Annotated in this window: 16 protein-coding genes; 15 read left to right on the top strand and 1 reads right to left on the bottom strand. The window is 36.0% G+C overall.

Annotation, left to right across the window (positions count from 1 at the left end; translation table 11 throughout):
- The first annotated feature begins 2 nt into the window (after positions 1-2).
- The 13 genes from ruvA (at position 3) to trxA (ending at position 13,821) form a co-directional block, all read left to right on the top strand.
- On the top strand, positions 3-584 hold the full coding sequence (ruvA, locus tag FC45_RS04050; protein ID WP_006588236.1) for a Holliday junction branch migration protein RuvA: 582 nt from the start codon (positions 3-5) through the stop codon (positions 582-584).
- Between the two features lie 28 nt (positions 585-612).
- Positions 613-1,626 carry a Holliday junction branch migration DNA helicase RuvB gene (ruvB, locus tag FC45_RS04045; RefSeq protein WP_006585691.1) on the top strand — a complete coding sequence of 338 codons (1,014 nt, stop codon included), beginning with the start codon at positions 613-615 and terminating at the stop codon, positions 1,624-1,626.
- A gap of 68 nt (positions 1,627-1,694) precedes the next feature.
- Complete coding sequence (yajC, locus tag FC45_RS04040) at positions 1,695-2,069, top strand: preprotein translocase subunit YajC (RefSeq protein ID WP_006585692.1); 375 nt, start codon at positions 1,695-1,697, stop codon at positions 2,067-2,069.
- Between the two features lie 90 nt (positions 2,070-2,159).
- Positions 2,160-3,608 carry a glucose-6-phosphate dehydrogenase gene (gene zwf, locus FC45_RS04035; protein WP_006585693.1) on the top strand — a complete coding sequence of 483 codons (1,449 nt, stop codon included), beginning with the start codon at positions 2,160-2,162 and terminating at the stop codon, positions 3,606-3,608.
- Complete coding sequence (gene dinB, locus FC45_RS04030; protein ID WP_006588817.1) at positions 3,608-4,723, top strand: DNA polymerase IV; 1,116 nt, start codon at positions 3,608-3,610, stop codon at positions 4,721-4,723. The genes zwf and dinB overlap by 1 nt, the downstream gene beginning before the upstream one ends.
- Before the next feature lie 59 nt (positions 4,724-4,782).
- The gene (locus tag FC45_RS04025; protein WP_006585695.1) at positions 4,783-5,742 is read left to right on the top strand and encodes a DHH family phosphoesterase; all 960 of its coding nucleotides are present in this window, start codon (positions 4,783-4,785) and stop codon (positions 5,740-5,742) included.
- The gene (locus tag FC45_RS04020) at positions 5,735-7,093 is read left to right on the top strand and encodes a DEAD/DEAH box helicase (RefSeq protein ID WP_006588237.1); all 1,359 of its coding nucleotides are present in this window, start codon (positions 5,735-5,737) and stop codon (positions 7,091-7,093) included. The genes FC45_RS04025 and FC45_RS04020 overlap by 8 nt, the downstream gene beginning before the upstream one ends.
- A 226-nt stretch (positions 7,094-7,319) precedes the next feature.
- The gene (alaS, locus tag FC45_RS04015) at positions 7,320-9,956 is read left to right on the top strand and encodes an alanine--tRNA ligase (protein ID WP_006585697.1); all 2,637 of its coding nucleotides are present in this window, start codon (positions 7,320-7,322) and stop codon (positions 9,954-9,956) included.
- A gap of 55 nt (positions 9,957-10,011) precedes the next feature.
- Complete coding sequence (locus FC45_RS04010; protein WP_006585698.1) at positions 10,012-10,269, top strand: IreB family regulatory phosphoprotein; 258 nt, start codon at positions 10,012-10,014, stop codon at positions 10,267-10,269.
- A complete protein-coding gene (gene ruvX, locus FC45_RS04005) occupies positions 10,269-10,715 on the top strand; it encodes a Holliday junction resolvase RuvX (RefSeq protein WP_006585699.1) in 447 nt (148 codons plus the stop codon). The genes FC45_RS04010 and ruvX overlap by 1 nt, the downstream gene beginning before the upstream one ends.
- Positions 10,699-11,013: a DUF1292 domain-containing protein gene (locus FC45_RS04000; RefSeq protein ID WP_006585700.1), complete on the top strand. Its 315-nt coding sequence runs from the start codon at positions 10,699-10,701 to the stop codon at positions 11,011-11,013. Before ruvX ends, FC45_RS04000 begins: the two co-directional genes overlap by 17 nt.
- Before the next feature lie 48 nt (positions 11,014-11,061).
- Complete coding sequence (locus tag FC45_RS03995; RefSeq protein ID WP_006588238.1) at positions 11,062-13,422, top strand: endonuclease MutS2; 2,361 nt, start codon at positions 11,062-11,064, stop codon at positions 13,420-13,422.
- A gap of 87 nt (positions 13,423-13,509) precedes the next feature.
- Positions 13,510-13,821, top strand: a complete 312-nt coding sequence (trxA, locus tag FC45_RS03990) for a thioredoxin (RefSeq protein ID WP_006585701.1) — start codon at positions 13,510-13,512, stop codon at positions 13,819-13,821.
- Between the two features lie 51 nt (positions 13,822-13,872).
- On the opposite strand, the gene FC45_RS03985 is transcribed toward trxA, so the two are convergent.
- Entirely contained in the window at positions 13,873-14,268 is a 396-nt protein-coding gene (locus FC45_RS03985; RefSeq protein ID WP_006585702.1) for a YslB family protein, read from the bottom strand.
- 88 nt (positions 14,269-14,356) lie between these two features.
- Between FC45_RS03985 and murI the strand changes: the two genes are divergently transcribed.
- Together murI and FC45_RS03975 are read left to right on the top strand one after the other, a co-directional pair.
- Complete coding sequence (gene murI, locus FC45_RS03980; RefSeq protein ID WP_006588239.1) at positions 14,357-15,157, top strand: glutamate racemase; 801 nt, start codon at positions 14,357-14,359, stop codon at positions 15,155-15,157.
- Entirely contained in the window at positions 15,154-15,771 is a 618-nt protein-coding gene (locus tag FC45_RS03975; RefSeq protein WP_006588240.1) for an XTP/dITP diphosphatase, read from the top strand. Before murI ends, FC45_RS03975 begins: the two co-directional genes overlap by 4 nt.
- Positions 15,772-15,780 lie beyond the last annotated feature (9 nt).

The raw sequence follows: 15,780 nt of genomic DNA, 5'->3' as shown, positions 1-15,780 counted from the left end.
GAATGTATGAATATTTAGAAGGAACTGTTACGATCATTACGCCAAGTTTCATTGCATTAGATGTAGGTGGACAAGGCTTTAAGATTTATAGTGCCAAGCCATATAGTTATAGTGAAGGCCAACGGATTCGGGTTTATGTTGAGCAAGTTGTACGTGATAATGACATTAGTTTATATGGCTTTGAAAGTGGCGATGAAAAACAATTATTTTTGAAGCTCCTTAGTGTAAGTGGAATCGGACCTAAAAGTGCCATGGCAATTATGGCTGCTGAAAGTAGCGATTCGCTTGCTAAGGCGATTGAAAATGGAGAAGTTAATTACTTAACTAAATTCCCAGGAGTTGGAAAAAAGACTGCCTCACAAATTGTGCTTGATTTAAAGGGAAAATTAGGTAGTTATGTTGAACAAGATCTATTTACTGCTGATACCTCTCAAGCTCTTAGTGATGCCTTATTAGCTTTGTCAGCTTTGGGCTATACTAAAAAAGAAGTCGAAAAAGTTAAGCCAAAACTTGAAAAATCAACTTATGACACAGCTGATGAGTATATTAAAGAAGGACTTAAGCTGTTACTTAAGAAAAAATAGCCAATAAAAATCAATTTAAGGAAGTGAAATGATGGACGAAGATAGCAGAGTGGTAGCTGGTGAAGAAGAACAAGAAGACTTACAAGATGAATTAAGTTTACGTCCCCAATCTTTTAGCCAATACATTGGTCAAAAAAGAGTTAAATCTGAAATGGAGATTTATATTCAAGCAGCTAAGAAAAGAGATGAAGCCCTTGATCACGTCTTACTTTATGGTCCACCAGGTTTAGGTAAGACGACTATGGCCTTTGTAATTGCCAATGAATTAGGAGTTAATTTAAAAAATACTTCTGGTCCCGCAATTGAGCGAGCTGGTGATTTAGTAGCTTTACTTTCTGATCTTGACCCAGGGGATGTTTTGTTTATTGATGAAATTCACCGTTTGGCAAAGCCAATTGAAGAAATCCTTTATTCAGCAATGGAAGATTATTATGTTGATATTGTAGTTGGAGAAGGTTCAACAAGTCATGCAGTGCATGTGCCACTTCCTCCGTTTACCTTAATTGGGGCTACAACTAGGGCTGGTGACTTATCTGCGCCATTGAGGGATCGTTTTGGAATTGTTGAGCATATGCAATACTACACAATTGGCGATTTAGAAAAGATTATTCAACGCTCTAGTGAAGTTTTTTCCACTAAAATTGGTAAAGAAGCTGCCCATGAATTAGCTAGAAGAAGTCGGGGAACGCCAAGAGTAGCCAATCGACTTTTGAAGCGAGTAAGAGATTATGCACAAGTTAAAGAAGAAAATAAAATTTCTTTGGCTACAACCAAGTATGCCTTAGATCAATTGCAAGTTGATAATGAAGGGCTAGATTTAACTGACCGCAAGATTTTAAGAACAATTATTGAAGCTTATCACGGTGGACCAGTTGGAATTAGAACTTTGGCAGCAAATATTGGAGAAGATACAGACACAATTGAAGCCGTTTATGAGCCATATTTGCTTCAGCATAAGTTTATTACGATGACACCGCGTGGTCGGGTAGCCACTCAGAAAGCTTATTTGCAACTGGGGATACCACTTCCTGAAGAAAGTTAAAGTTAATTTCTAGTAAAGTTTGTATAGTTTTGTATAATATAAAGTAGATATTTTTATGAGGTGAAAAAATGAATATTTCATTTATGGCTGCAGCAGCCGGTTTTGGTAGTTATTCAACAATCATTATGATGATTGTTTTAGTTGGTTTTACATACTTTTTCATGATTAAGCCACAAAAGAAGCGTCAACAACAAGCAATGGACATGCTTTCTAAGCTTAAGAAGGGCGACAAGGTTATCTTAGTAAGTGGTTTACATGCTAAGATTGATTCAGTTAATGACAAGGACAAGACAGTTGTTGTTGATGCTGATGGAATTTTCTTAACTTTTAGTAAGATGGCAGTTCGTCAAGTTGTTGAATCTGCACCTAAGCAAGAAGTAAATCCTGCAGAAACTGAAGAAAAGGCTGCTTCAGAAGAAGAACAAGCTAACGAAGACAAGTAAGATAGACGCCGTGAGGCGTTTTTTCTATGTCTAAAACTAGAATGTTGTAAAATTATTTATGAATGTGAGTAAGACTTAGAAGGGATGACTATGAAAAATATACCAGTAATTATGACTATTTTTGGTGGTAGTGGTGATTTGGCCCATCGAAAATTGTATCCAGCTTTATTTAACTTATATGAACAAGACTTAATTAAAGATAACTTTGCAGTAATTGGGACGGCGCGTAGGCCATGGAGTCATGATTATTTACGTGAGCAAGTTATGGATGCTGTTCATGAAAATAATAAAGAAGTTGATGAAAATCACTTAAAGCAGTTTGCAAGTCATTTTTATTACCAATCACATGATGTAACAAATACTGAACATTACCAAGCAATTAAAGATTTAGCTAATGACTTAGATAGTCGTTATAGCGCTCAAGGTAATCGCATCTTTTATATGGCAATGGCTCCTCGCTTTTTTGGAACAATTGCAACTCATATTAATGACCAAAAGTTAATTGGCAGTGGCTTCAACCGAATTGTGGTTGAAAAACCTTTTGGCCGCGATCTTGCTTCAGCTAGTGAATTAAATGAAGAAATTAAGGCCTCATTCAATGAAAATTCTGTATATCGAATTGACCATTATCTTGGTAAAGAAATGATTCAAAATATTTTACCAATGCGCTTATCCAACCCATTAATTAAGAATATTTGGTCAGGTGAATATATCAAAAATATTCAAGTTACTTTGGCTGAAAATCTAGGTGTTGAAGCACGTGGTGGATACTATGAAACTTCTGGTGCCTTGCGCGATATGGTCCAAAATCATATCTTCCAAATAATTACTTTATTAGCAATGGGTGAACCAACTGCACTTACTTCAGAAGCTATTCATGCTAAGAAGCAAGAATTACTTGATAGCATGGTTATTCCTTCAGCTGATGAAATAAAGACAGCCTTTGTTAGAGCGCAATATGCCGGAACAGATGATACTTTTGGCTATTTACAAGAACCAAATGTTGCTCCTGATTCTAAAACAGAAACTTTTGCAGCCGGGAAAGTGAAGTTTACTAAAGGATCATTAGCTAATGTTCCAATTTACTTTAGAACTGGTAAAAAGCTGCGAGAAAAGAAGAACCGGATTGATATTGTCTTAAAGCATATGAACAACTTGTATGGACAAGCTCATTCTAATAACATTACTATCATTATTGATCCTAAGAGTGAAATTTATTTCACAATCAATGGTAAACGGATTTCTGAGCCTGGAATTCGTCGTGAAAATTTAGCTTATGAATTTTCAGATTATGAAAATTCACTAGTTCCAGATGGTTATGAACGTTTACTTCATGATGTTTTTGTGGGAGATCAAACTAACTTCACTCACTGGAGTGAACTTGCTAAGTTCTGGGAATTTATTGATGCAGTTGAAGATGCTTGGCAAGGTGAAAACAAAACTATCGATAAATTAATTCAATATCCACAAGGGAAATTGGGACCAAAACAAGCTAGTGAAATTTTTGAAACCCCAACTGAACGATGGATTTATGAATAATGGATTTACTTCCTAAAAATGATATTCATCGCAAAATTATCCATTTAGATATGGATGCTTTTTATGCTTCAGTTGAAATGAGAGATAATCCTGAGCTTAAAAATAAGGCGTTAGTAATTGCTCATGATCCTCGTGAATATAATGGTCATGGGGTAATTGCGACTGCAAATTATCTTGCTCGGCAATATGGTATAAATTCTGCAATGCCAGCAATTGAAGCCGTTAGAAAAATACCCAAAGATAAGTTAGTTTTTGTAACACCGAACTTTGATAAATATCGGCATGTTTCAGCTCAAGTTCATGAAATTATGCATGCTGTAACTGATCAAGTGGAAAGTGTAGCTTTAGATGAAGCATACATGGATGTAACTAATAATAAACTAGGTAACTTTAGTGCAATTGAATTAGGCTGTTATATGCAAGAGAGAATATACAAAGAGTTGCATCTTGGTGCTAGTTTTGGTGTTAGTTACAATAAATTTTTAGCCAAAATGGGTTCTGAGTATGCCAAGCCCTTTGGTAGAAGTGTAATTCTGCCGCAAGAAGCCGTGGCTTTTCTTGCAGACCAACCGATTAAGAAATTCCCTGGGGTCGGGAAAAAGACGCAAGGAACTTTTAAAGAATTAGGGCTACAGACTGGTAGAGATTTACAACAATTATCAGTAAAAAAGTTAACAAGCTTATTTGGAAAATTTGGCTATCAATTAGCACTTCATGCACATGGAATTGATTTTTCACCAGTTAAGGCGCAGCGCAAGCGAAAATCAATTGGCCGTGAAAATACTTATTTACCAGTTTTATTTGACCAAAATGAAATTTTACGTAACTTAAGAAATTTTGCTGAAGTCATTAGTAAGCAGCTAAAAGAAAAAAAGTTGCAAGGTAAAGTAGTAACAATTAAGGTAAGAACTCCAGATTTTGTTACCAAAACTAAGCGACAAACTTTACCTAAATTCACAAGTGATGAACAAGTGATTTATCAAGCTAGCTATGAATTACTTAGGCAGGTCGATTATCAGACTGCCGGCATTCGCTTATTGGGAATTAGTGTTAGCCAGCTTGAAAGTATTCGATATGCAGAAATAAATCTTGGTTTATTTTCAACTGATTGGTAAAATATATTTTTTATCTGATAGAATTTATATTGAATTTATTAATAAGGGAGCACATTATTATGTCTAATACTACTTTTGATGAAATCTATGCCAAAATTAAAGAATATGACACAATCATTTTACATCGTCATATTAGTCCAGATCCTGATGCAATTGGTTCACAAGCTGGGCTTGGACGTTCGATTAAATTGGCATTCCCAGAAAAGCGAGTTTTATATGCTGGTGTTGACTGGGGCGATTTAACTTGGATTAATAAGGGCGACGATATCAAGGATGAAGACTACAAGGGAGCATTGGTTATTACAACTGATACAGCTGATCGACCACGGGTTTCAGACCAACGCTACGATATGGGGGACTTTTTAATTAAGATTGATCACCACCCTAATGTTGATCCTTATGGTGATTTATATTATGTAAATGATCAAGCTCCTGCAGCAAGTGAAATTATTGCTGATTTCTTGATTAGCCAAAAGATGCCAATTACTGCTGAAGTTGCTTTGCCAATCTATGCCGGAATTGTTGGCGATACTGGACGTTTCATGTATCCAGAAACAACTGCTCACACCTTTGAAATTGCAGCAATGCTTGCAAAGACTGGTATTGATTTGACTCAAATCGCTAGAAACATCAGTGATGTAACTTTCAAGCAAGCCAAACTTCAAAGTAGCGTATTAGACTACATGACAGTTGATAAGTCAGGAGCAGCTTATGCAGTACTAACCCAAGCTGACTTGAAGAAGATGGGAGTTACAACTGAAGAAGCTTCTGTAACTGTTTCAACTCCTGGTAGAATTAAAGATATTTTGACTTGGAGTGTAATTGTTGAATTAGAAGATGGTACTTATCGAGTACATTATCGTTCAAAGGGCCCAGTTATTAATGGTTTAGCTGCTAAGCATAATGGTGGTGGCCATGCTTTAGCAAGTGGTGCTAAGGCCAAAGATGAAGCAGAAATTAAACAAATTTTTGCGGAATTAATTGATGTTACAAACAAGTATAAGGAAGAACATGAATAATATTTTTTTAGATTCACGAATTAACGCAAATCTTCAAGCAGGTCTTGAAAAAATAAACTTTAAAAAGCCAACTAAGGTTCAAGCAGAAGTTATTCCTGTCTTTTTGACTGGTAAGAATATGCTAGTTCAAGCTGCAACCGGTTCTGGTAAGACTCATGCTTACTTAATTCCCGCTCTTAATGAAGTAGCTCCAAGCAGTCAAACTACCCAAATAGTTATTACTGCTCCCAGTCGTGAGTTAGCCCAACAGCTTTATAATGTTGCGCGGCAATTGAGAGATGCAAGTAATTTAGATCTTTCAATTTCTCTTTTAGCTGGTGGTAGTGATCGTGAACGCCAAATTTCTAAGGCAGAAAGTAAGGCACCACAAGTTATAGTTGCTACTCCTGGTAGGTTACTTGATTTTGCTAAAAAGCGGATTATCAACTTAGAAAATACTAAGTGCTTTATTATTGACGAAGCAGATATGTCACTTGATTTGGGATTTTTAGGTGATATTGATCAAGTTGCAGCACGTATGCCTAAAACTGTACAAATTGCTGCATTTTCTGCAACAATTCCAGTTAAGCTTGATAACTTTTTGCGTAAATATATGCAAAAACCCGAAAGAATTATTGTTGAAAATCCGGCTGTTATTGCTCCTACAATTAAAAATGACTTGCTTGATATTGGTTCTAAAGACAGAAAGAATATTTTGTACAAGTTGTTAACAATGGGGCAACCATACCTAGCCTTAGTTTTTGCCAATACTAAGACTAAAGTTGATGAAATTACCAGCTACTTGCAAGATCAAGGGTTGAGAGTAGCTAAGATTCATGGCGGGATTACTGAACGTGAAAGAAAGAGAACCTTACGTTTAGTGCGCCAAGGCGACTTTCAATATGTTGTTGCAACTGACTTAGCTGCTCGTGGAATTGATATTGATGGTGTCAGCTTAGTAATTAACTATGAATTACCTAAAGACTTAGAGTTTGTAATTCATAGAATTGGACGAACAGGTCGGAATGGATTAAAGGGGCATGCTATTACTTTAATCCGTGAAGAAGAAATGAATTTAGTTGGCCAATTAGAACACGTTGGTGTTCAATTTAACTTTGTTGAATTGAAGAACGACGAATTAGTAGAAAGAACTCACTATCGCCGTCGTATTCAAAGAAGTGCAACTAATCATAAGTTAGATAATCGTCTAATTGGATATGTTAAAAAGGCTAAGGTTAAGAAAAAGCCAGGTTATAAAAAGAAAATTAAAAAAGCAATTGCTGAAGATGCTAAGCAAAAGCGAAAGCTTGAAAAACGTCATGAGGCAAGAGTTGAAAAACGTCGTCGCAAGCGCAAACGCGTTGACAAATAATGGCTAAGTAGTAAAATTATTTTCAGCTTAAGATATGTTTTTTACTGAACTTATTTTCAGAGAGGGATGCTTTGGTGGGAAATCCTAATAAGAAGTAAAAAATGCTCCTTTAAGTTCTTAAATTTCGATATTAAAGTGGTAACAAACACTGTTGCAATCAAGGTGGTACCGCGCGTTGGCGTCCTTGAATATGTGCAATAGTGTTTTTTTATTTAAGGAGATAACGATGAAGAAGCTTACAAGTTCAGAGTTTCGGCAAATGTACCTTGATTTCTTTAAAGAACATGGTCACATGGTTTTGCCATCACAATCATTAATCCCACAAGATGATCCAACTTTACTTTGGATTAACTCTGGGGTTGCAACTATGAAGAAGTATTTCGATGGTTCAGTTGTTCCTAAGAACCGTAGAATTACTAGTTCACAAAAGTCAATCAGAACTAACGATATTGAAAACGTTGGTAAGACTGCTCGTCACCAAACTTTCTTTGAAATGCTAGGTAACTTCAGTGTTGGTGACTACTTTAGAGATGAAGCTATTCCTTGGGCTTGGGAATTCTTAACTAGTCCTAAGTGGCTTGGTTTAGACAAGGATAAGCTTTACTGTACTGTTTACCCTAAAGACGTTGATTCTCAAAGAGTTTGGGAAAAGGCAGGGATGCCAAAAGACCACATTATCAAGTTAGAAGACAACTTCTGGGATATTGGTGAAGGTCCATGTGGTCCTGATACTGAAATTTTCTACGACCGTGGTCAAGAAAATAACGACGTAGCTGAAGATGACCCAGAAAACTTCCCAGGTGGTGAAAACGCACGTTACCTTGAAATTTGGAACATTGTGTTTTCACAATACAACCACTTACCAAATGGTGAATATGTTGATCAACCACACAAGAACATCGATACTGGGATGGGTCTTGAACGGGTACTTTCAATCTTGCAAGATGCCCCAACTAACTTTGAAACTGACTTATTCATGCCAATGATTCATGAAACTGAAAAGATGAGTGCTGGCAAGAAATACGCAACTAACAAGGAAGATGACGTTGCCTTTAAGATTATTGCTGACCACGTACGTGCAGTTTCATTTGCAATTGGCGATGGTGCACTTCCATCAAACTCAGGCCGTGGCTATGTTTTACGTCGTTTAATTAGACGTGCTGACTTAAACGGTAAGCGTTTAGGTATTAACGGAGCCTTTCTTTACAAATTAGTACCAGTTGTTGGTAAAGTTATGGAAAGTCACTACCCAGAAGTCTTGAAGCAAGCTCCATTCATTCAAAAAGTAATTAAGAATGAAGAAGACCGCTTCGGTGCTACTCTTGAATCAGGTTTAACTTTACTTGATGACTTAATCGAAAAAGCAAGTGCAAATGACGACAAGACTATTTCTGGTAAGGATGCCTTCAAGTTATTTGATACTTACGGTTTCCCATATGAATTAACTTTTGAAGCTGCTCAAGACAAGGGCTTAAAAGTTGATAAAGCTGGCTTTGATAAGGAAATGGAAGCTCAAAAAGAACGTGCTAGAAAAGCTCGTGGTGACTTACAATCAATGGGGCGTCAAGATGAAACCCTGATGAACATTAAGGACAAGTCAGAATTTGAATACGGCGTTTACGAAGAAAAGCATGCTAAGTTAATTGACATCGTGGTTAACGACAAGTTAGTTGATAAGGCTGATGGCGAATCTGCAACTTTGATTTTTGATAAGACTCCATTTTATGCAGAACGTGGTGGTCAAGTAGCTGACCATGGTGATATTTATGACCAAGATGGTGACTTAGTTGCTAAGGTTATCGATGTGCAACATGCTCCAAATGACCAAAACTTGCACTTTGTTGACCTTGTTTTGCCAATGGAAAAGGGTAAGGAATATGTCTTAAAGATTGATGCTCACCGCCGTGAAGGCTTGCGTCACTCACATACTGCAACTCACTTGATTCACGCAGCATTACGTGAAGTTTTAGGTGAACATACTCACCAAGCTGGTTCTTTAGTTGATCCTGACTTCTTACGTTTCGACTTCACTGCTATTGACCCAATGACACCACGTGAAATTGAAACTGTTGAACGTTTAGTTAACCAAAAAATTTGGGAAAATATTGAAGTTAAGACTACTATTACTGACCCTGAAACTGGTAAGAAGATGGGTGCATTAGCTCTCTTTAACGGTAAATATGGTGATAAGGTTCGCGTTGTTCAAGTTAATGACTTCTCAATCGAGTTCTGTGGTGGTACTCACTGTGCAAATACTGCCCAAATTGGTATCTTCAAGATTATTTCTGAACAAGCAATTGGTGCCGGTATTCGCCGAATCGAAGCTGTAACTAGCGAAAAGGCCTACGAATATCTTGCAAATCGTGATGCTTTACTTGAAGAAATCAAGAAAGAAGTTAAGGCTACTAAAGCTGAAGATATTAAGACTAAGATTACTTCACTTGAAGAAGAATTACATGCTAGTCAAAAGAAGGCTAGCGAACTTGAATCAGAAATTAATGCAGCAAAAGCAAGTGATATTTTTGAAAATGTTCAAGAAGTTAATGGTTTAAAGGTTATCGCAGCAATTGCCAATGTAAATGGTATGAACGATTTACGTGAACTTGCTGATAACTGGAAATCTTCTAACAAGAGTGATGTTTTAGTTCTTGCTTGTGCAAATGATGGTAAAGCTAATATGGTTATTAGTTTAACTGACGCTGCTTTAGATAAAGGGCTTAAGGCAGGCAATTTAATTAAGGTTGCAGCTCCTATCTTTGGTGGTGGCGGTGGTGGCCGTCCAAACATGGCACAAGCTGGTGGTAAGAACCCTGCAGGCCTTAAAGATGCAATTGCAGCCGTAATTAACGAGATTAACAAGTAAAATTAATTGTTTTAACCGCGTTTTTCAAGTAGAATTGCCATAGGAGGAATGAAAAATGAGTTCGCTAGATAAAACTATGCATTTTGATTTCAATCAAAATAAAGGCAAAAATGTTTATGATACTTTACAAGATGTTTATAGTGCTCTTGAAGAAAAAGGTTATAATCCAACTAACCAGATTGTAGGATACTTACTTTCTGGCGACCCAGCTTATATTCCTCGGCATAATGATGCACGTAATTTGATTTTGAAACATGAACGTGATGAAATTATCGAGGAATTAGTCAAGAGTTACTTAGGCAAGGATAAGTAATGCGTTTATTAGGCCTTGATGTTGGTTCAAAGACCGTTGGTGTAGCAATTAGTGATGAGCTAGGGCTTACTGCACAAAAACTAGAAACAATTTCAATTGATGAAACTCGACACAATTTTGGTATGAAAGCAATAAAAAAATTAGTGCGAGAATATGATGTAACTGGTTTTGTACTAGGTCTACCCAAAAATATGGATGGTTCTGATGGGGTAAGCGTGAGTCGAAGTAAGAATTATGGTAAGAGACTAGAAGACAAGTTTTCATTACCAGTTGCTTATTCTGATGAACGTTTGACAACAATTGAAGCAGATCGCGTTTTGATTGAAGAAGCTGAAATCCATGACCGCAAGAAAAGAAAAGAAGTCATTGATCAAATGGCGGCGGTTTTAATTTTACAGAATTATTTAGATTTAAAGAGAAGGAACACTGATGGCAGCAACAATTAATCCAGGCGATGACAAAGATCGCCAAATTACCTTAGTTGATGACCAAGGTAATGAAGAATTATTTGAAATTTTATTCACCTTTCATTCAGACGATTATGACAAGAGTTATGTGTTACTATATCCAGCTGCAATTGCTGAAGATGAAGATATTGAAGTTCAAGCTTTTAGCTATGATGCAAATGCAGATGGTGATGTAACAAGTAGCGACTTACATGAAATTGAATCTGATGAAGAATGGGCCATGGTTCAAGGAGTCTTGAACACATTCTTAGATGATGATCGTTTAAGCGGTGAATAATTAAAGGGACTGGTTTAGGCCGGTCCTTTTTTATAGGTAAAAGGGAATATGAATCATAAGATTTTAAAGATACTAGAATATCCAAGAATTACTGAAAAATTAGCTCAAGAAGCAGTTACTGATACAGCCAAAAAGCAAGCACAAGATTTACAACCTAGTGATAACTCTGCCCAAGTCAGGCTAATGCTGTCCCAAACACGTGCTGTAGCGAATTTATTACGAATTAGAGGGCAATTACCTATTGTAAATTTTAAGCCCTTAGAAGGCAGCTTAAAGCGCTTAAAGGTAAAGGCAAGTTTGAATGCAGAAGAATTAGCGAATATCTTACTTATTTTGACTTTGGCGAAAGAAATTAATGACTTTATTGAAAAAAATGAAGATGCTGAACTTGATTTAAGTGCAATTGATAAAATCTTACAAGACTTGCAATTACCTGCTGAATTATTGTCTGAATTAAAGCATTCAATTGATTTTGATGGTAGTGTATTAGATTCTGCTTCTACTGAATTAGCTAGATTGCGACATGATTTAGCTGCTAATGAAGAAGAAATCAAAAATAAAATGACTGCTTTGACAAAATCGGCAAGTAAGTACTTATCAGAAGGTTTAGTTACTATTCGTGATGATCGATATGTATTGCCGGTTAAGCAAGAATTTAAGGGTAAGCTTGGCGGGGTTGTTCATGATCAAAGTGCTAGTGGTCAAACCTTGTTTGTAGAGCCTGAAGCAGTTTTGAATTTAAATAATCGTCAACAAAGCTTGCTGGCACAAGAGCGAAAAGAAATTCGTAAGATTTTGAAGCACTTATCAGCTTTGGCAGGTGAAGATACTGAATGTTTGAGAAAGATTAGTGATGCATTGACAGAGCTTGATTTCTTACAGGCAAAAGCTAAATTAGCTAAGAAAATGAAGGCTACTCAGCCTCAAATTTCTGATAATCATGAAGTTCTTTTACGCCAAGCTCGTCACCCCTTAATTGATCCAGAAAAAGTAGTACCAAATGATATTAGTTTGGGGATTGATTTTGATACGATGCTAATCACTGGGCCTAACACTGGTGGTAAAACAATAACATTAAAGACTTTGGGATTGATTCAGTTAATGGCCCAGTCTGGGTTATTTATTCCAACAAGCGAAAATAGCCAAGTGGGTGTCTTTGATGAAATTTATGCAGATATTGGTGATGAGCAATCTATTGAACAGTCTTTGAGTACTTTTTCTTCACACATGAATGATATTATCTATATCATGAAGCATGTAAATAAAAATACTTTAGTCTTAATTGACGAAATTGGGGCAGGTACTGATCCTGAAGAAGGGGCAAGCCTGGCGATTGCAATTTTGGATGAATTGCGAGAACATGGTGCAAAAATTATGGTTACTACCCACTATCCTGAGCTGAAGCTCTACGGGTATAATCGTGATCGAACAACTAATGCTTCAATGGAATTTGATGTGAAGAATTTGACTCCAACCTACATTTTACAAGTGGGTATTCCAGGTTATTCAAATGCGTTTGCAATTACTAGAAGATTAGGGATGAACGAAAAAGTTGTTAAAAAAGCTGAAAGCTTAACTAAAGACTCTGATTCAGAACTAAATAAAATGATTGCCCGATTAAATGAACAAACCAAAGAAGTAACGGCTAAGCGTAAATTCCTAGCTAAAAATTTAGAAAAATCTGAAGAACTTTTAAAGAAGTTACAAGATGGCTTAGATATTTACAATCAGCGGGTACAAAGACAATTAGAATTTGCCAATGAACGGGCCAATGAAGTGGTCGCCAAAAAACGTAAAAAAGCCGAAGCAATTATTGCGGAATTAGAAAAACAAAAAGCCAGTGGCGCAGCAATTAAAGAAAACAAGTTAATTGATGCTAAGGGTGATTTTAATAAATTGTCTAAGGAAGCAGATAATTTAGCTCATAATAAGGTTTTAAGAAGAGAAAAAAAGCGGCATAATGTTGCAGTTGGTGACCAAGTTAAGGTTCTGTCATATGGACAAGTTGGTACAGTTACTAAGAAGCTATCTGATCATGATTATGAAGTTCAAATGGGAATTGTGAAACTTAAAGTTACAGATCGCGACATTGAAAAAGAAGCAAATAAAGCTCTTAAGAAAAAGCAAACCATTGTTAGAACTACTCGAAAACTTAATCGAGCAAGTGCAAGTAGTCAGTTAGATTTACGAGGTCAGCGTTATGAAGAAGCTATGGTTAATTTAGATCGATATATGGATGCTTCTTTGTTAGCTGGATTGAGTAGTGTGGTAATTGTTCATGGTATTGGAACTGGCGCGATTAGACAAGGGGTTTGGCAATATTTAAAATCTAGTCGGCATGTCAAAAGTTTTAACTATGCACCTGCTAATGAAGGTGGTAACGGAGCAACGATAGTTGAATTAAAATAGTGAGCAAGTTACTTGCAAAAAGTAAGTGCTAATCATAGAATTAAAGTACAAATAAAAAATTAGTTTTATAGAGTAGAGGTAATTAAAATGGTCGAAGCTTTAACAGATCAAAATTTTGCTGAAGAAACTAAGGAAGGCGTAGTTTTAACTGACTTTTGGGCAACTTGGTGTGGTCCATGCCGGATGCAATCACCAATTATTGATCAATTGGCAGAAGAACGCCAAGATGTAAAATTTACTAAGATGGATGTTGATGAAAATCAATCAACAGCTAAGAATCTAGGAATTATGGCAATCCCTACTTTAATCATTAAAAAAGATGGAGAAGTTGTGGATCGAATTACTGGTTATACACCAAAAGAGAAATTAGATGAAATTTTAGATCAATACACTGATTAATAGATAAACTAAAAGAGGTTACTTCGTTTGAAGTAGCCTCTTTTAATGCAATTAATATTGAGCAATGATTTGAACTTTGTTTTCTTTATCATTGATAACAACGCTACTTTCACAATCGCGTTGATTTGCACTTGCTAAACAAGCGCTGATAATACCAGCCTCAAGTTCAAAATCTTTATTGTCACTATTTAAGCGATCTTCTACAACTTGACCACTTAATTCAAAAGTGGCTCCAACTCTCTTTTCAGTAATTAACTTTAAATCCCCAAATTGAGCCATTTGAAAGAAGTCAATTAAAGATTCTGTATCACTTAAAGCATATTTATTAGCAATTTTTTTACCAGCCCAATATAAAATTTCTTTAGTATCTTCCCCTAAAATAGTTGGTAATAAAAAATCGCGATAAAGTTGATTAATAAAATATGAGTGTTCGTTATTTTCTTGCATAGCTTTCCATCCCTTTGTATTCTTTTCTATTTTACATTAAACTAGGGGAAGCGAAAAATATTTTTTACAAGTCTGAGGAGAAAAAATCATGGATAATCGACCAATTGGATTATTAGATTCCGGATTAGGTGGCTTAACCGTCCTCAAAAAGGTTATGAAAAAACTACCAAATGAAGCAACGGTTTTTATTGGTGACCAGGCCCACATGCCATATGGTGATAAAACAACCGAAGAAGTAATCGAATTAACAAGAAGAAGTGTCAATTTTTTACTGTCAAAAAATGTAAAAGTAATTATTTTTGCATGTAATACGGCAACAGCTGCAGCAATGGAAGTAATTCAAAAAGAAATTACTCCTCAAATTATTGGAGTTATTCAATCAGGTAGCTTAGCTGCAGCTAGAACCACTAAAAATAATAAAGTTGCAGTAATTGGTACGCATGTTACGATTGAATCTCATGCTTATAGTAGAGAAATTAAATTCCGTAATCCTGATATTGAAGTTACAGAACTTGCAACCCCTCAATTAGCACCACTTGTAGAAGCACAACGTGATTACGCTTACAATATTGATGTGGTAAGGGATAGTTTAGACTCCCTAAAGGAAAAAGAATTTGATACAATGGTCTTAGGTTGTACACATTATCCAATTATTGAGAAAGAAATTTCTAAAGTTGTTGGAAGTACAATTAAGCTAGTAGATCCAGCAGATCAAGTTGCGCAATATACTGAAAATGTTTTAAAGCGTGATGGGATGCTAGCAGGAAAAAAAGGAAAACGTGAATACTATACAACCGGTGATTGCCAAAAGTTTACTGAAATTGCTCGTAAATGGTTAGATGATCCGGAGTTAGTAGCTACTCATGTAGAAACGGGAGAAGATTTATGAGTAAAGTATTATTATTTGCAACTAATAACAAAAATAAAGTTAAAGAACTAAAAGCAGCTTTCCGAAAGGCCGGCTTAGATATTGAAGTTAAAACTAATGCGGACTTAGAAGCAGCTCCACATGTTAATGAAAATGGTAGTACATTTGAAGAAAATGCTACTTTAAAGGCCCATGCTTTAGCAGAATTCTCAAAGATGCCAACTTTAAGTGATGATTCTGGTTTAGTTGTTGATAAGTTAAATGGTGCTCCTGGTGTACATTCAGCAAGATATGGTGGTGAAGCACATAATGACGCAAGAAATAATGCTAAGTTACTTGCATCATTAGGTGGTATTCCAGAAGAAGAAAGATCAGCTAAGTTCTGCTCAACTTTTGTTTTATCAATGCCAGGTCATTTTGATAAAGACTTAGTTGTAACAGGAGAATGTGAAGGGGTAGTTTTGGCGATTCCTCGTGGACATGATGGCTTTGGTTATGATCCATTATTCTATGTTCCAGAAAAAGGAAAAACTTTTGCAGAAATGACAACTGATGAAAAGAATGAAATTTCTCACCGTGGTAAAGCACTTAAACAATTAGTAGAAAAGATGCCAGCTTGGCTTGAACAATTTTAAGAGGTAAGT

The organism is Lactobacillus jensenii DSM 20557 (assembly GCF_001436455.1).
In the GTDB taxonomy this organism is placed as follows: Bacteria; Bacillota; Bacilli; order Lactobacillales; family Lactobacillaceae; genus Lactobacillus; species Lactobacillus jensenii.
The sequence above is the reverse complement of the archived record's forward strand: the minus strand, read 5'-3'. Positions and strand labels throughout refer to the sequence as shown.